General features: G+C 69.6%; 14 protein-coding genes and 2 tRNA genes. 5 read left to right on the top strand and 11 right to left on the bottom strand.

Going from position 1 to position 14,731, the window contains the following annotated elements; translation table 11 throughout:
- Positions 1–48: 48 nt before the first annotated feature.
- From HEK131_RS05265 to HEK131_RS05250, 4 genes are all read right to left on the bottom strand, one after another.
- On the bottom strand, positions 49–714 hold the full coding sequence (locus HEK131_RS05265; protein ID WP_161145967.1) for an ATP-dependent Clp protease proteolytic subunit: 666 nt from the start codon (positions 712–714) through the stop codon (positions 49–51).
- Positions 715–784: 70 nt separating this feature from the next.
- Positions 785–1,390, bottom strand: a complete 606-nt coding sequence (locus HEK131_RS05260; RefSeq protein WP_202494535.1) for an ATP-dependent Clp protease proteolytic subunit — start codon at positions 1,388–1,390, stop codon at positions 785–787.
- 255 nt (positions 1,391–1,645) lie between these two features.
- Positions 1,646–3,019, bottom strand: a complete 1,374-nt coding sequence (gene tig / locus HEK131_RS05255) for a trigger factor (protein ID WP_161145965.1) — start codon at positions 3,017–3,019, stop codon at positions 1,646–1,648.
- 175 nt (positions 3,020–3,194) lie between these two features.
- Positions 3,195–3,271: transfer RNA gene (locus HEK131_RS05250), tRNA-Pro, on the bottom strand.
- Between the two features lie 169 nt (positions 3,272–3,440).
- Here HEK131_RS05250 and HEK131_RS05245 point away from each other — a divergent pair.
- Positions 3,441–3,511 (top strand) — tRNA-Gly (locus HEK131_RS05245).
- Positions 3,512–3,612: 101 nt separating this feature from the next.
- Here the strand turns inward: HEK131_RS05245 and HEK131_RS05240 are convergent.
- Positions 3,613–3,807 carry a hypothetical protein gene (locus HEK131_RS05240; RefSeq protein WP_161145964.1) on the bottom strand — a complete coding sequence of 65 codons (195 nt, stop codon included), beginning with the start codon at positions 3,805–3,807 and terminating at the stop codon, positions 3,613–3,615.
- A gap of 442 nt (positions 3,808–4,249) precedes the next feature.
- Between HEK131_RS05240 and HEK131_RS05235 the strand changes: the two genes are divergently transcribed.
- Complete coding sequence (locus HEK131_RS05235) at positions 4,250–5,452, top strand: acyltransferase family protein (protein WP_244333841.1); 1,203 nt, start codon at positions 4,250–4,252, stop codon at positions 5,450–5,452.
- 10 nt (positions 5,453–5,462) lie between these two features.
- Here the strand turns inward: HEK131_RS05235 and HEK131_RS05230 are convergent, their stop codons facing one another.
- The 4 genes from HEK131_RS05230 to HEK131_RS05215 all read right to left on the bottom strand — a co-directional run bounded on the left by HEK131_RS05230 (position 5,463) and on the right by HEK131_RS05215 (position 8,720).
- The gene (locus HEK131_RS05230) at positions 5,463–5,921 is read right to left on the bottom strand and encodes an HD domain-containing protein (protein ID WP_217465540.1); all 459 of its coding nucleotides are present in this window, start codon (positions 5,919–5,921) and stop codon (positions 5,463–5,465) included.
- 23 nt (positions 5,922–5,944) lie between these two features.
- A complete protein-coding gene (locus HEK131_RS05225) occupies positions 5,945–7,117 on the bottom strand; it encodes a PP2C family protein-serine/threonine phosphatase (RefSeq protein WP_161145961.1) in 1,173 nt (390 codons plus the stop codon).
- A 237-nt stretch (positions 7,118–7,354) separates the two neighbouring features.
- Positions 7,355–8,164, bottom strand: coding sequence for an Fpg/Nei family DNA glycosylase (locus tag HEK131_RS05220; protein ID WP_244333840.1), 810 nt, complete (start codon positions 8,162–8,164; stop codon positions 7,355–7,357).
- Between the two features lie 70 nt (positions 8,165–8,234).
- A complete protein-coding gene (locus tag HEK131_RS05215; RefSeq protein WP_217465542.1) occupies positions 8,235–8,720 on the bottom strand; it encodes a ribose-5-phosphate isomerase in 486 nt (161 codons plus the stop codon).
- A 245-nt stretch (positions 8,721–8,965) separates the two neighbouring features.
- Between HEK131_RS05215 and HEK131_RS05210 the strand changes: the two genes are divergently transcribed.
- On the top strand, positions 8,966–10,390 hold the full coding sequence (locus HEK131_RS05210; protein ID WP_217465543.1) for an amino acid permease: 1,425 nt from the start codon (positions 8,966–8,968) through the stop codon (positions 10,388–10,390).
- A 306-nt stretch (positions 10,391–10,696) separates the two neighbouring features.
- Here the strand turns inward: HEK131_RS05210 and HEK131_RS05205 are convergent, their stop codons facing one another.
- Complete coding sequence (locus HEK131_RS05205) at positions 10,697–11,275, bottom strand: biotin transporter BioY (protein ID WP_217465544.1); 579 nt, start codon at positions 11,273–11,275, stop codon at positions 10,697–10,699.
- A 392-nt stretch (positions 11,276–11,667) separates the two neighbouring features.
- Between HEK131_RS05205 and HEK131_RS05200 the strand changes: the two genes are divergently transcribed.
- Positions 11,668–13,050 (top strand): amino acid permease, encoded by a 1,383-nt coding sequence (locus HEK131_RS05200; protein WP_217465545.1) that lies wholly within the window; start codon positions 11,668–11,670, stop codon positions 13,048–13,050.
- Positions 13,051–13,190: 140 nt separating this feature from the next.
- Positions 13,191–13,838 (top strand): superoxide dismutase, encoded by a 648-nt coding sequence (locus HEK131_RS05195; RefSeq protein ID WP_217465546.1) that lies wholly within the window; start codon positions 13,191–13,193, stop codon positions 13,836–13,838.
- Positions 13,839–13,949: 111 nt separating this feature from the next.
- On the opposite strand, the gene HEK131_RS05190 is transcribed toward HEK131_RS05195, so the two are convergent.
- Complete coding sequence (locus tag HEK131_RS05190) at positions 13,950–14,612, bottom strand: DsbA family protein (protein ID WP_217465547.1); 663 nt, start codon at positions 14,610–14,612, stop codon at positions 13,950–13,952.
- Positions 14,613–14,731: the final 119 nt, after the last annotated feature.

Genomic DNA, 14,731 nt, shown 5'->3' with positions numbered 1-14,731 from the left:
ACTTTGACGTGCACCCTGCCAAGAGAGCCCGGAAGTGCGCAACCGCGGTCAGCGGACCGCTTCGTTGTTCATCTTGCGGGTGGAGATGATCTGGTCGACCAGACCGTACTCCAGCGCCTCCTCGGCCGTGAGGATCTTGTCGCGCTCGATGTCCTCGCGGATCTTGTCCAGCGGCTGGTTGGAGTGCTTGGCCAGCATGTCCTCGAGCTGGTCGCGCATCCGGGTGAACTCCTTGGCGATGATCTCCAGGTCGGAGAGCTGACCGCGCCCGGTGGAGCCCGCCGGCTGGTGGATCAGCACGCGCGAGTTCGGCAGCGCCATGCGCTTGCCGGGGGTGCCCGCGGCGAGCAGGATGGCCGCGGCCGAGGCGGCCTGGCCCATGCACACCGTCTGGATGTCGGGCTTCACGAACTGCATGGTGTCGTAGATGGCCGTCAGGGCCGTCATGTCACCACCGGGGCTGTTGATGTAGATCGAGATGTCCCGGTCGGGGTCCATCGACTCCAGGCACAGGAGCTGCGCCATGACGTCGTTGGCGGAGGCGTCGTCGATCTGGACGCCCAGGAAGATCACGCGCTCCTCGAAGAGCTTCGCGTAGGGGTCGTACTCGCGGACGCCCTGGGAAGTGCGCTCGACGAAGCGCGGGATGATGTAACGGCTGTCGGGGCGGGGGCCCTCGTACATGCCGCTGGCGGCGCCGGGGAAGTTGCTCATGGGGTGTTCACCGTCCTGGTGGCGTTCTGGGAGCTGTCGGTGGTGGCGGTGCGTGGCGCGGCCGGGCCGGTCAGGCACCGGTGCCGCCGCCTCCCGGGACACCCGAGGCGTGCGTGATGATCTCGTCGATGAGACCGTACTCCTTGGCCTCTTCCGGCGTGAACCAGCGGTCGCGGTCGCCGTCGCGGATGATCGCCTCCACCGTCTGGCCGGAGTGCTGGGCGGTCAGCTCGGACATGCGCTTCTTGGTACGCAGCAGGTACTCGGCCTGGATCTTGATGTCCGAGACCGTACCGCCGAGGCCCGCGGAGCCCTGGTGCATCATGATGTCCGCGTGCGGCAGCGCGAAGCGCTTGCCCGCGGCGCCGCCGGTGAGCAGGAACTGGCCCATCGAGGCCGCCATGCCCATGGCGATCGTGACCACGTCGTTCGGGATGTACTGCATGGTGTCGTAGATCGCCATGCCGGCCGTCACCGAGCCGCCGGGGCTGTTGATGTAGAGGTAGATGTCCTTCTCGGGGTCGGCCGCGAGGAGGAGCAACTGCGCGGTGATCTTGTTGGCGATGTCGTCGTCGACCTGCTGGCCGAGGAAGATGATCCGCTCGTTGAGCAGCCGGTTGTAGACCTGGTCGCCGAGGCCACCACCGATGGAGGGCTCGCCGGCGGCGGAGGGCATCAGATTCGTCACGTATCCACCTGCTCGTCTTACGACGGCGCCGGGCCGTCTCACGTCGTCCTGCCGGGGGCTTGGCGGGGTCGGCTGACTCCCCTGCCCCCCGTATTCATGGACCCTAACGCTCTGGTCCCCCCGGTGAATCCCGCAGAAGCAGGTGTTCGCCGGGGGCGTAGTGCTCCGCCCCCGCACCAAAGACAGCAGGCCCCCGGAAGACTCGCTTCCGGGGGCCTGCTGTCAGGTCGAGATGCCTCGGGCTCAGCCCTCGGTCTTCTCCTCGGCGGCCTCGGTGACCTCGGCCGTGGCCTCGGTCTCCTCGTCCTCGTCGTCCAGGTCGACGATCTCGCCGTTGGTGTCCTTCACCGTGGCGGCCTCGACGACGACGGCCAGAGCCTTGCCGCGGGCGACCTCGCCGACGAGGAGGGGCACCTGGCCACCCTCGACGACGGCCTGGGCGAACTGGTCGGGGGACATGCCGGAGGAGGCGGCGCGGCGCATGAGGTGCTCGGTGAGCTCCTCCTGGTTGACGCCCAGGTTCTCCTTCTTCACCAGCTCGTCCAGGACGAACTGGGTCTTGATGCCCTTGACCGCGGCCTCACGGGTCTCGGTGTCGAACTCCTCGGCGGTCTTGCCCTGGATCTCCAGGTACTTGTCGAGGGTCAGGCCCATCTGGCCGAGCTGGTGGTGCTCCAGGTTGTGCTTGCGGGTGTTGACCTCGTCCTCGAGGAGCTTCTCGGGGACGGGGACCTCGACCAGCTCGAGGAGCTTGTCGAGCACACGCTCCTGGGCCTGGGTGGCCTGGTCGTACTGCTTCATGCCGGCCAGGCGCTTGGTGCTGTCGGCCTTGAGCTCGTCCAGGGTGTCGAACTCGGAGGCGAGCTGCGCGAAGTCGTCGTCCAGCTCGGGCAGTTCGCGGGCGGCGACCTGGGTGACCTTGACGGTGACCTCGGCCTCGCGGCCGGCGGCGGAGCCACCCTTCAGCTCGGAGGTGAAGGTGCCCTCCTCGCCGGCGGACAGGCCCTTGACGGCCTCGTCGATGCCGTCGAGCAGCTCGCCGGAGCCGATGGTGTAGGAGACGCCGCTGGCGACGCCGTCCTCCAGGACCTCACCGTCGACCTTGGCCTCCAGGTCGATCGTGACGACGTCTCCGTCCTCGGCGGCACGCTCGACCGGGGAGGTGGAGGCGAAGCGCTCACGGAGCTGCTCGACCGACTTCTCGACGTCCTCGTCGCTGACCTCGATGGCGTCGACCTCGACCTCGATGCCGGAGTAGTCCGGGATCTCGAGGGACGGGCGGATGTCGACCTCGGCGGTGAAGTTCAGCGTCTCGCCGTCCTTCAGCTCGGTGATGTCGACCTCGGGCTGGCCCAGCGGGGTCAGCTCGGCCTCGTTGACCGCCTCGGTGTAGAACTTCGGGAGCGCGTCGTTGACGGCCTCTTCGAGCACCGCACCGCGACCGAACCGCTGGTCGATGACCCGGGCCGGGATCTTGCCCTTACGGAAGCCCTTCACCGTGACCTGCTGGTTGATCTTCTGGTACGCCGCGTCGAGGCTGTCCTTGAGCTCCTCGAAGGGCACCTCGACAGTGAGCCGAACCCGAGTCGGGTTCAGGGTCTCCACGGCGCTCTTCACGGTTCGGTCTCCTTGTGGCTGACTTCTTGGGTTCTGCCGGAGCCAGAGGGCACCGACGGATAGCCGCCCGGAGGGAGTAGCAGGCCATGAGGCCGGACACACGGGCGCGCAACCTGCATAGTAACCGCAGCCGGACAGCGCCCCAAAAGGCGATCATCACGACACCGTGAGCCAGTGGTCGGGGTGGCGGGATTTGAACCCACGGCCTTCCGCTCCCAAAGCGGACGCGCTACCAAGCTGCGCCACACCCCGTCTGGTGCGAGTCGTAGGGTACATGCCCCGGCCGGGCCCGTCGCCGCGTCGCGCGCGGCACCGTGTGCCGCGCCGCGGGCACCCCGTGGCACCACCACGTTCGCCTGCGCGCCGGGGGACCCGCTACGATGCCTGATGTGCCGCCGTCACCGACGCGCGGTGCGCTCTCGCGGGCGTAGCTCAATGGTAGAGCCCTAGTCTTCCAAACTAGCTACGCGGGTTCGATTCCCGTCGCCCGCTCTTCATGACTCAGGGGCCCGGCAGCCGTTTCGGCGGCGCCGGGCCCCTGAGTCGTTCCCCGGGGCGTTCGGACCCGGCCGCAAGCCGATGCCCGGAACCCGTCAGAAGCTGATGGAGTTGACCATCTCCGCTATCGACTGCATGAAGCGGCTGATGGAGGGCGCCATCCCGGTGGAGGCGAGGAAGAAGCCGAAGAGGATCGCCACGATCGCCGGGCCGGCCTTGATGTTCCCCCCTCGCATCAACACCACCAGGATGATCGCCAACAGCAACACCACGGACAGTGAAATGGCCACAACTGATCACACCCTCGGTCGGTTCGCTCTCCCGGCCTGGAGGCACCGTGCAGCACACCTCCGCCAGAACCATCGTGCCACCAACCAGCCCTCTGTATGCGGCTCGTGACACATCGTCGGTGAACCGGTCCGTCGGGGCCCGCGCCCGGTGCGGCAATTCGACACCTCACCAGCGTTGACGGTGACGGGAATTGCTCAACATCATTTCCATACCCACACATCACCACTGCGGGTAATTCGAATTGAGCGGGCGCCGGTGGGCTATGACCCAATTCGCATGGATGAATCAGGACATCACGGGGCAGAAGGCGGCCCATATTGTGTCCGCGATCACCCTGTTCCGACAGGCAAGTTGTGCGAATAAGTGGGTATCCGAAGCCGATAAACGGGAGCGACCTGGATGGTTTTACGGACTCCCACGCTCGACGCTAGGGTGCCTGAGATGTTCGATGCCTCCCCGTCCCCCGGCCAGACCCGCGCGCCCGCGCCACCGGCAGCCCAGCCGGACGCCGTGGTGCCCTCCCCTCGAGTCCCGCCCAGCGGTGAGGGCGGGCTCCGGAGCGGGGAAGCACGGGAGGCCGGAGCCGCGAAGCCCGCCAAACAGCGCGACTCGTTCTTCGACAACGCGAAGTACCTGGCGATCGTGCTCGTGGCGATGGGGCACTCGTGGGCGCCGGTCAAGGGCGACAGTCGCATCCTCGAAGGTCTGTACGACGTCGTCTACACCTTCCACATGCCGGCGTTCATCATCATCTCCGGCTTCTTCTCGCGCAGTTTCGACATGCGCCCGGACCGGCTGAAGCGCCTGGTCACCGGTGTCCTGGTGCCGTACGTCGTGTTCCAGACGGCCTACCTGATCTTCCGGCGGTACGTCGGCCACTCCGGCGACCCGTTCGACCTGTTCTCCCCCTGGTACCTGACGTGGTTCCTGTGCGCGCTGTTCGTCTGGCGGCTGACCAGCCCGCTGTGGAAGCTGGTGCGCAACCCGCTGCCCATCGCACTGGCCCTCGCCATGCTCGGCTCGGTCTCCCCCGTCGCGGGCGGCGGGTTCGCCCTGGGCCGCGTGCTGCAGTTCATGCCCTGCTTCGTCCTGGGCCTGTGCCTGAAGCCCGAGCACTTCGTGGCGCTGCGCCGCCCGTGGGTGCGGATCGCCTCCGTGCCGGTCTTCGCCACCGCGCTGGTCGTCGGCTGGTGGGCCGCCCCGCGCATGGACGACAACTGGTTCTACCGGGAGAGCGCGGCGCAGAACCTGGGCGCGCCCTGGTGGACCGGCCCGCTGATGACCCTCGCGCTGTTCGTCGGCGCGGTGGTGCTGACCGCCTGCTTCTTCGCCTGGGTGCCGGGGCGCCGGACCTGGTTCACCGCGCTGGGCTGCGGCACCATGTACGGCTATCTGCTGCACGGCTTCGTGATCAAGTTCGCCACCTTCCAGGGCTGGTTCGACCACCCCTGGCTGCACGGCCCGCTCGGCGAGATCCTGGTGACCACGCTCGCGGCCGCCACCGTCACCGTGCTGTGCACGACCCCGTTCCAGCGCGTCTTCCGCTTCGCGATGGAACCGAAGATGGAGTGGGCGTTCAAGCAGGACGCCGCCGAACTGGCCCGCGCACGGCAGCAGCGGCCGCTCGAGAAGACCTCCGCCTGACCCGCCGCCGCTAGTCGGGCCGCCCCTGACCGAGGAGCGCACGCATCCGCGTGTACTTCTCGGTCAGTCGTTTCCGGGTCGCCTCGTCGAGGACGGCCAGCCGGGCCGGGTCGGCGTTGTGCGCGAGGTCGGAGCGCTTGACCAGCTCGGCTCCCGGTGTGGCGAGGATGCGGCGCGCGTACTCCTCGGGCGGCTCGCCGGGTCGCTTGGTGAGGGCGAGCACGATGGCCTTGGTGCGCGGGGTGAGGGCGGCGCCGGCCAGCCACTCCTCGCTGAGCGCGTCGTCCTCGACGGCGTCGTGCAGCCAGGCCGCCGCGATCTGCTCCTCGTCGCCGCCGCGCACGCGTACCCCCTCGGCGACGGCCGCGAGGTGTTCGGCGTAGGGGCGGCCCGCCTTGTCGGTCTGTCCGGCGTGGGCGTCGCGGGCGAGGTCCTCGACCTGGGCCAGGGTGAGCGGGGTCGGTGTCATCGCCCCAGTGTTCCACCGGGAGTTCAGCGCACGGGCGCGGACGCCTCACGGCAGATCAACAGCAGCGCGCGGTCGTCGTTGACGTCCTTGGCGACAGCCTCGATGAGGTGCCAGGCGGCGCCGTGGAAGCCGCCCGCGACATAGCGGTCGGCCTCGCCGGTGAGGCGGTCGATGCCCTCGACCATGTCCCGGTCGGAGGCCTCCACCAGGCCGTCGGTGAAGAGCATCAGCACGTCTCCGGGCCGCAGGGTGCCCTTCATGGAGTCGAACTGGCCGCCGTCGTACACCCCGAGGAGCGGGCCCTCGGCGGCCTTCTCCTCCCAGCGGCCGGTGCCCGCGCTGAGCTGGAGGCCCGGCGGGTGGCCCGCGGAGTACAACTCGTAGTCGCCGGAGTCGAGGTCGAGCACCAGGTGGATGGAGGTGGCGAAGCCCTCGTCCCAGTCCTGGCGGAGCAGATAGCCGTTGGCGGCGGGCAGGAAGGAGTGCGGGGGCAGCGAGCCGAGCAGGCCGCCGAAGGCGCCGGACAGCAGCAGGGCGCGGGAACCGGCGTCCATGCCCTTGCCGGAGACGTCGGTCAGGACGACTTCCAGGGTGCGGCCGCCGTTGGTGCGGGCGGCGACGACGAAGTCACCGGAGAAGGACTGGCCGCCCGCCGGGCGCAGCGCCATCTCGTGGTGCCAGCCCCTGGGCAGCTTGGGCAGTTCGCTCTGGGCGCGGATGCGCTCGCGCAGGTCGAACAGCATGGTGCCGCCGCGACGCCAGGGCACGCCGACCCGGCTGCGGAACTGCGCGGTCAGCAGCCCGAAGAGACCGCAGGCGGCGACGACCAGGACGACGCCCGGGGTGACCCTGGAGGGTCCCTCGGTGTACGGGCCGAGCCGCACCGATTCCACGATGAGGGCGGTGGCGGCGGCCGCGTACAGACCGAGCAGGCTGGCGGGGCGCAGCAGCAGGCCGCCCGCGACGATCGGGATGACGAGGGTGGCCGGGGAACACCAGACGGAGTTGGCCAGTGTGAGGGCCATGAGCGCGGGAATGGTGAGGAGCAGGCCGACCAGGGCGATCCAGTCGGGGCCGTCGCCGCGGAAGTAGTCCACGGCACTTCTGCGCAGCGCGACGCGGACCCGGTGCCACTGCATCTTCCACCGGGCCGTGAACGTCTCGGCCTTCGCGCGCCGTTCTCGTCCTGCTGCCATCAGTTCGGGACCCTATCCATCCAGCCGGCCGCATGGCACGGGAGGTCCCACTTGTCCCCCGTGCGAGGCTCCACTTCGCGTTTCGACCACGCGGTTCGACTACACAGTGAACGGCACTCGGGGCCGTCGCGCTGCCACCCGGCGGAAATTTCCCGCCTCTTCGGGCGGCAGGCTGCGGGCCTGGCACGACAGAACGGGGCGCACGACCGGTTCACCGATGCGTACGGGGCGCACGGGTCAGGCGGGCTGGCAGCCGGGACACCAGAAGAGATTGCGGGCGGCCAGGTCGGCGGTGCGGATCTCGGTGCCGCAGACGTGGCAGGGCATGTGGGCCCGGCGGTAGACGTAGACCTCGCCGCCGTGGTCGTCGACGCGGGGCGGTCGGCCCATCGCCTCGGGGGTGTGCTGGGGGCGGACGGTGTCGATGCGGTTGTCGCGCACGCCGTCCCGCATCAGGGCCACCAGGTCGGCCCAGATCGCGTCCCACTCGGCCGGGGTGACGTCACGGCCGGCGCGGTAGGGGTCGATGCCGTGCCGGAAGAGGACCTCGGCGCGGTAGACGTTGCCGACGCCGGCGATGGTCTTCTGGTCCATCAGCAGCGCGGCGATGGAGGTGCGGCTGCGTCTGATCCGCTCCTGGGCGGCGGCCGGTTCGGCGTCGGGGCGCAGCGGGTCGGGGCCGAGGCGGTCGTGGACGGCCCGCTTCTCGGTGTCGGTGATCAGCGCGCAGGTCGTCGGGCCCCGCAGGTCTACGTACGCGGTGTCGTTCGCGAGCCGGAGCCGGACGGTGTCGGTCGGCGGCGGCGCGGGAGCCGGGCCGAAGGCGACCTTGCCGAAGAGGCCGAGGTGGATGTGGACCCAGTCGCTGTCGCGGAAGCCCAGGAAGAGGTGTTTGCCGTGGGCGTCGGTGGCGGTCAGCTCGGCGCCGTCCAGCAGCTCGGCGGCGTCGGTGAACTTGCCCTGGGGGCTGGTCACCAGCGGGGCGGTGCCGCGGAAGCGCTCGGCGTAGTCCCGCGCCAGCCGGTGGATCGTGTGCCCTTCTGGCAAGGCCGGGGCGTCCTTCCTGAAAAAGGGCCGCGGGGCCCCCGCCGCATCGGGCGGCGGGGGCGGCGCGGCGTTACTGCTGGGGGTGGTGCGCCGGGATGGGCGGGAGCTCGCCGGTGTTCTCGTACCGCGCCAGCATCTCGATGCGGCGGGCGTGGCGCTCCTCGCCGGTGAACGGGGTGTTCAGGAAAATCTCGACGAACTTGGTCGCCTCGTCCTCGGTGTGCTGCCGGGCGCCCACGGCGATGACGTTGGCGTCGTTGTGCTCGCGGCCGAGCGCTGCGGTCGCCTCGCTCCAGGCGAGGACGGCACGCACCCCCTTGACCTTGTTCGCGGCGATCTGCTCGCCGTTGCCGGAGCCGCCGATGACGACGCCGAGGGAGCCGGGGTCGGCCACCGTGCGCTCAGCCGCCCGGAGGCAGAAGGGCGGGTAGTCGTCCTGGGCGTCGTAGATGTGCGGCCCGCAGTCGACGGGCTCGTGCCCCGCCGCCTTGAGCCACTCGACGAGGTGGTTCTTGAGTTCGTAGCCCGCATGGTCGGAGCCGAGATACACGCGCATGGACCGAGTGTGTCACGCCCGATTCCGGGCAGCAGCTCCGGGTTCGATAGGGGATATGTGAGACGGGCCATAGAACCTCAAGGAAACCTCAAGTAACAATCCGGATTCAGAGGTTCCCGAATTCGTTCCCCTCAGATTCACTGGACCGCCTCGTACACCGCTCGTGCGAGGCCCCGTACGACGTCGTACGACTGCACCGCCGCTCGTACGGGAACCGCTCCACCTGGCGCAAAGGAATTCCGTCCATGACCCAAGGTTCCGGGCTGCAAGCAGGTCTCAAGAACCGTCACCTGTCGATGATCGCCATCGGTGGTGTGATCGGTGCCGGCCTTTTCGTCGGCTCCAGTACGGGTATCGCCACGGCGGGCCCCGGCATCCTGCTGTCCTACGCCCTCGTCGGCACGCTCGTCGTCCTCGTGATGCGCATGCTGGGTGAGATGTCCGCGGCCAACCCGACCTCCGGCTCCTTCTCCGCCCACGCCGACCGCGCGCTGGGCCGCTGGGCCGGCTTCTCCATCGGCTGGCTGTACTGGTTCTTCTGGGTCGTGGTGCTCGCCGTCGAGGCGACGGCCGGCGCGAAGATCCTGGAGGGCTGGATACCGGCCGTCCCGCAATGGGGCTGGGCGCTGATCGTGATGCTGGTGCTCACGGCGACCAACCTGGTCTCGGTCGGCTCCTACGGCGAGTTCGAGTTCTGGTTCGCCGGGATCAAGGTCGTGGCGATCGGCGCGTTCATCGTGGTCGGCGCGCTGGCCGTCTTCGGTGTGCTGCCCGGTGCGCACAGCGACAAGGCCGGGCTGAGCAACCTCACCGCGCACGGCGGTTTCCTGCCGCACGGTCCGGGCGCGATCCTCACCGGTGTGCTGCTGGTCGTCTTCTCCTTCATGGGCAGCGAGATCGCCACGCTGGCGGCCGGTGAGTCGGAGAACCCGCAGCGCGCGGTCACCAAGTCGACCAACAGCATCATCTGGCGTATCGCGGTCTTCTACCTGGGCTCGATCCTCGTCGTGGTCTCGCTGCTGCCGTGGAACGACCCGTCGATCAAGACCGACGGTTCCTACGTCGCCGCGCTGAACTCCCTGGGTATCGCGCACGCCGGCGAGATCATGAACTTCATCGTGCTGACCTCGGTGCTGTCCTGCCTGAACTCGGGCCTGTACACCGCGTCCCGGATGGCGTTCTCGCTGGGTGAGCGCGGTGACGCGCCGAAGGCGTTCGCGAAGACCAACTCCCGCGGTGTGCCGATGGCGGCCATCCTGGCCTCGGTGCTGTTCGGCTTCGTCGCGGTGTTCTTCAACTACAAGTTCCCGGACTCGGTCTTCCTCTTCCTGGTCAACTCCAGCGGCGCGGTCGCGCTCTTCGTGTGGCTGGTCATCTGCTTCTCGCAGCTCCGGATGCGGAAGATCATCCAGCGCGAGGCGCCGGAGAAGCTCGTCGTGAAGATGTGGCTGTACCCGTACCTCACCTGGGCCACGGCCGCGCTGATCGTCTTCGTCCTCGGCTACATGCTGACCGACACGGAGCACGACGGCCGCGAGACGGTCCTGCTGTCCCTGATGGTCGCGGCGGTCGTCCTGATCATCGCCTTCGTGAAGCAGTCGGTCACGGCCAAGCGGGCCCAGCCGGAGATCCCGGCCACGGAGGACCCGGAGAAGGTGCCGGCGGCCTGACGTCCGCCCCGGTACGCACCGAAGCCCGGTGCCGTGAGGGATTCCCTCGCGGCACCGGGCTTTCGCTTGCGCGGGTACGGGGTCGTGCGGGCTGGGGGCTTCCGGCCGGGCGGGGGCTTCCGGCCGGGCGACGACCGGGGGCGCCTCCTGGCGGGACGGTCGGCGCGGGGCACCGCCGGATGCCTCCGGCGGGCGCGGTCATGGACGCGGGAACCGGCTTCGGGACACCCGCGTACCGAGGCCGGGAACGGCGAAGGCCCGCCCGGTCACCTGACAGGTGCGCGGGCGGGCCTTCGTCGCGGAGGCTCAGCTCTTGTTCGTCAGCTTCCAGGCCGTGGGCAGCGCGCCCATCGCCAGGGCGGCCTTCAGGGCGTCACCGATGAGGAACGGGGTGAGGCCCGCCGCGATGGCCGCCGTCGCGGACATGTGGGCCGCGAAGGCGAGGTAGGGGACGCCGACGGCGTAGATGATCGCCTCGCCGAGGAGCATCGTGCCCGCCATCCGCAGCGGGGAGCGGTCCGCGCCGCGGCGGGCCAGCGCGCCGACGGCCGCGGCGGCGAGCAGCATGCCGATGACGTAGCCGAAGGAGACCGACGCACCGGAGCCGCCCTGGGCGAACCACGGCACCCCGGCCAGGCCGGCGGCGGCGTACAGCGCGAGGGCGGCGACACCGCGGCGGGCGCCCAGCGTCGTGCCGACGAGCAGCGCGGCGAAGGTCTGTCCCGTCACCGGCACCGGGGAGCCGGGCACCGGGACCGCGATCTGAGCCGCGAGACCGGTGAGCGCCGCGCCACCGAGCACGAGGGCGGCGTCGCGCACGCGCGAGGTGGGAAGGAGGTCGGCGAGGACGGCGCCGGGCCGAGCGGTGACGCTGGCGGTGCTCATGGGGACTCCGCGGGTATGTGGACAGGTGGCAACACCGTGACGCTATACCGGCCCTCACGCACCGATCACCGTCTGTGCTCGACAAAGGCGTGAACAGGGGCTTGGTGGGCTTCGCACAAAGGATGCGCCTTACACCGGGTACGGCGTGATACCGGTCACTCGGTCGGAGTGGGCCGGGGCACCGCCGACTCGGGGCCGCCCGACTGTGGAGACCCGGCGACCCGCTGTGGAGACCCGCCAAAAGAGTCCGCACCCCCGCAGGGCGCCGTAAGCGGACGTAAGCATTCCGTAAGCGGATCGTCCGTATAGCGGACACCTCCCGTGCCCATCGGCCGACTTCACCCAGACTGGGGGAGTTTTTACCCACCTACCGCACTGGACGAGCCGCGCCGATGCCCAGCACCACCACGCAAGCGCCGCAGGAGCAGAAGCAGGGCGTCCCGCTCTCCTCCGGCCTCAAACAGCGCCATCTCTCCATGATCGCCCTGGGCGGGGTGATCGGCGCGGGCCTGTTCGTCGGCTCCGGCGCCGGTATCGCCGCCGCCGGCCCGTCCATCGTCGTCGCCTACACCCTCTCCGGCCTGCTGGTCCTGCTGGTGATGCGGATGCTGGGCGAGCTGTCCTCGGCGTACCCCTCCTCCGGCTCCTTCTCGGCGCACGCCGAGCGGGCGATCGGGCCGTGGGCCGGGTTCACGGTCGGCTGGTCGTTCTGGGTCATGCAGTGCACGGTGGTCGGCCTGGAGGGCATCGGCGCCGGGAAGATCGTGAGCGGCTGGCTGCCGGGGACCCCGCAGTGGGCCTGGGTCGCGCTGTTCATGCTGATCTTCTGCGGCGCGAACCTGACCGCGGTGAAGAACTTCGGCGAGTTCGAGTTCTGGTTCGCCGCCCTGAAGGTCGTCGCCATCTGCGCGTTCCTGCTGCTCGGCGTACTGGCCATCGCGGGCGTGCTGCCCGGCACCGACTCCCCCGGCGCCTCCCACCTCACCGACTTCCTGCCCAACGGCAGCCAGGGCCTGGTCCTCGGCCTGCTCGCGTCGGTCTTCGCGTACGGCGGCCTGGAGACGGTCACCATCGCGGCGGCCGAGTCGGAGGACCCGGTCAAGGGCGTGGCGAGCGCGGTGCGCACCACGATGTGGCGGATCGCGCTGTTCTACATCGGCTCGATGGCCGTCGTGGTGACCCTGGTGCCGTGGGACTCGAAGGAGATCGTGGCGCGCGGCCCGTACGTCGCCGCCCTGGACAGCCTCGGCATCCCCGGCGCCGGCCGGGTGATGGACGTGGTGGTGCTGGCCGCGCTGCTCTCCGCGATGAACGCCAACATCTACGGCTCCTCGCGCATGCTGCACTCCCTGGTCCAGCGGGGCCTCGGCCCGAAGGTGCTGGCGAAGGTGTCCGGCGGGGTGCCCCGGATCGCCGTCCTGGTCTCGTCCGTCTTCGGGTTCGGCTGTGTGCTGCTGAGCTACTGGCGCCCGGACGACGTGTTCATGTGGCTGCTGAACATGATCGGCGCCGTCATCCTGGTCGTCTGGATCTTCGTCGGCGTCTCCCAGCTCCTGCTGCGCCGCCGCGCCGAGCGCGCCGGTGACGCGGCGCCCGCCGTGCGGATGTGGGCGTTCCCGTGGCTGACCTGGGTCGCCCTGCTGGGCATGGTGGTCATCCTGGTCCTGATGGCCGAGCAGCCCGGCACGCGCGTGCAGCTCTACTCCACCGGCGGCCTGACCCTGGCCCTGGCGGCGGCCGGTTACGTCTGGCAGCGGGCGCGCGCCCGGAGCTGACGCCCCCCCCTCGAAGCCGAAGGCCCCCGCGTGGACGACACGCGGGGGCCTTCGTGCACCCCCCGCACCCGAGGCCGGGCCTCTTGTTGCTAGCGTGCAGTTGCAAGTAAGTTGCAATAAGGCTCGGAGGGGACCCGCCCATGTCCGTCTACACGCTGCCCGAACTGCCCTACGACTACGCCGCGCTCGCGCCCGTCATCAGCCCCGAGATCATCGAGCTGCACCACGACAAGCACCACGCGGCCTACGTGAAGGGCGCCAACGACACCCTGGAGCAGCTCGCCGAAGCGCGGGACAAGGACGCCTGGGGGTCGGTGAACGGCCTGGAGAAGAACCTCGCCTTCCACCTCTCCGGGCACATCCTGCACAGCATCTACTGGCAGAACATGACCGGCCCGAAGGACGGCGGCGGCGAGCCGCTGGCCCAGGACGGCGTGGGCGAGCTGCAGGACGCGATCAAGGAGTCGTTCGGCTCCTTCGCCGCCCTCAGGACCCAGTTGTCCAAGGCGTCGGCCACCACCCAGGGCTCCGGCTGGGGCGTGCTGGCCTACGAGCCGCTGAGCGGCCGGCTGATCGTGGAGCAGGTCTACGACCACCAGGGCAACGTCGGTCAGGGCTCCACCCCGATCCTGGTCTTCGACGCCTGGGAGCACGCCTTCTACCTCCAGTACAGGAACCAGAAGGTGGACTTCATCGAGGCGATGTGGCAGGTCGTGAACTGGCAGGACGTGGCCCGGCGCTACACGGCCGCCAAGTCCCGCGCCGACGTGCTGCTGCTGGCCCCCTGAGGGCCCCCGAGCGTCCCGCCTCGTGATCGTCTTCTCAACCTTCACCCGGCGGGCGGATGAAGGAAGCCCCCTGTGAGGACGTGACTCACAGGGGGCTTCTTCGCGCGTCGGCTACAGGTTGCTGAAGTCCGGGCCCACCGTGCGGCTCCGCTTGAGCTCGTAGAAGCCCGGCACGGAGGCGACCGCGAGGGTGCCGTCCCACAGGCGGGCCGCCTCCTCGCCCTTGGGGGCCGGGGTGACGACCGGGCCGAAGAAGGCGATCTGCTCGCCGTCCGGGCCGGGGACCGCGATGACCGGGGTGCCCACGTCCTGGCCGACCTTCTCGATGCCCTCCTTGTGGGAGGCGCGCAGCTCCGCGTCGAACTCGAAGTCGGTCTGGTCGAAGTAGTCGATCAGGTCGGCGGGCAGGCCGACCTCGGCGAGCGCGCCCACGACGGCCTCGCGGCTCGGGCCCTCGCCCTCGTTGTGGATACGGGTGCCGAGCGCGGTGTAGAGCGGGCCGAGGACGTCGGCGCCGTGCTTCTGCCAGGCGGCGGTGACCACCCTGACCGGCTGCCACGCCTTGGTGGCGAGCATCTCCCGGTACTCCTCCGGGAGCTCGTCGATCCGGTCCTCGTTCAGGACGGCGAGGCTCATGATGTGCCAGTGCACCTCGATGTCACGGACCTTCTCCACCTCCAGCACCCAGCGGGAGGTCATCCAGGCCCAGGGGCACAGCGGGTCGAACCAGAAATCCACAGGGGTCTTGCCCGACGTGGTCGCGGTCTCGGACATGTCTCTCCTCGCGAAAGGTCTTTTCCAGCGCCAACAGCGCCCCCGGCCGCGCAATTCCCCGATGCCGCCGGTCAGGGCCGCATGGCAGGATCGTGCCGTTCAGTGCCTGAATCTTGCGA

It is taken from the genome of Streptomyces seoulensis (assembly GCF_022846655.1).
Lineage (GTDB): Bacteria > Actinomycetota > Actinomycetes > Streptomycetales > Streptomycetaceae > Streptomyces.
This window is presented reverse-complemented; position numbering and strand designations above follow the sequence as displayed.

Coding starts and splice junctions, on each gene's coding strand:
- HEK131_RS05265 (WP_161145967.1), bottom strand. CDS start 714: ATGAGCAACTTCCCCGGCGCCGCCAGCGGCATGTACGAGGGCCCCCGC.
- HEK131_RS05260 (WP_202494535.1), bottom strand. CDS start 1,390: ATGCCCTCCGCCGCCGGCGAGCCCTCCATCGGTGGTGGCCTCGGCGAC.
- HEK131_RS05235 (WP_244333841.1), top strand. CDS start 4,250: ATGTTCGATGCCTCCCCGTCCCCCGGCCAGACCCGCGCGCCCGCGCCA.
- HEK131_RS05230 (WP_217465540.1), bottom strand. CDS start 5,921: ATGACACCGACCCCGCTCACCCTGGCCCAGGTCGAGGACCTCGCCCGC.
- HEK131_RS05225 (WP_161145961.1), bottom strand. CDS start 7,117: ATGGCAGCAGGACGAGAACGGCGCGCGAAGGCCGAGACGTTCACGGCC.
- HEK131_RS05215 (WP_217465542.1), bottom strand. CDS start 8,720: ATGCGCGTGTATCTCGGCTCCGACCATGCGGGCTACGAACTCAAGAAC.
- HEK131_RS05210 (WP_217465543.1), top strand. CDS start 8,966: ATGACCCAAGGTTCCGGGCTGCAAGCAGGTCTCAAGAACCGTCACCTG.
- HEK131_RS05205 (WP_217465544.1), bottom strand. CDS start 11,275: ATGAGCACCGCCAGCGTCACCGCTCGGCCCGGCGCCGTCCTCGCCGAC.
- HEK131_RS05200 (WP_217465545.1), top strand. CDS start 11,668: ATGCCCAGCACCACCACGCAAGCGCCGCAGGAGCAGAAGCAGGGCGTC.
- HEK131_RS05195 (WP_217465546.1), top strand. CDS start 13,191: ATGTCCGTCTACACGCTGCCCGAACTGCCCTACGACTACGCCGCGCTC.
- HEK131_RS05190 (WP_217465547.1), bottom strand. CDS start 14,612: ATGTCCGAGACCGCGACCACGTCGGGCAAGACCCCTGTGGATTTCTGG.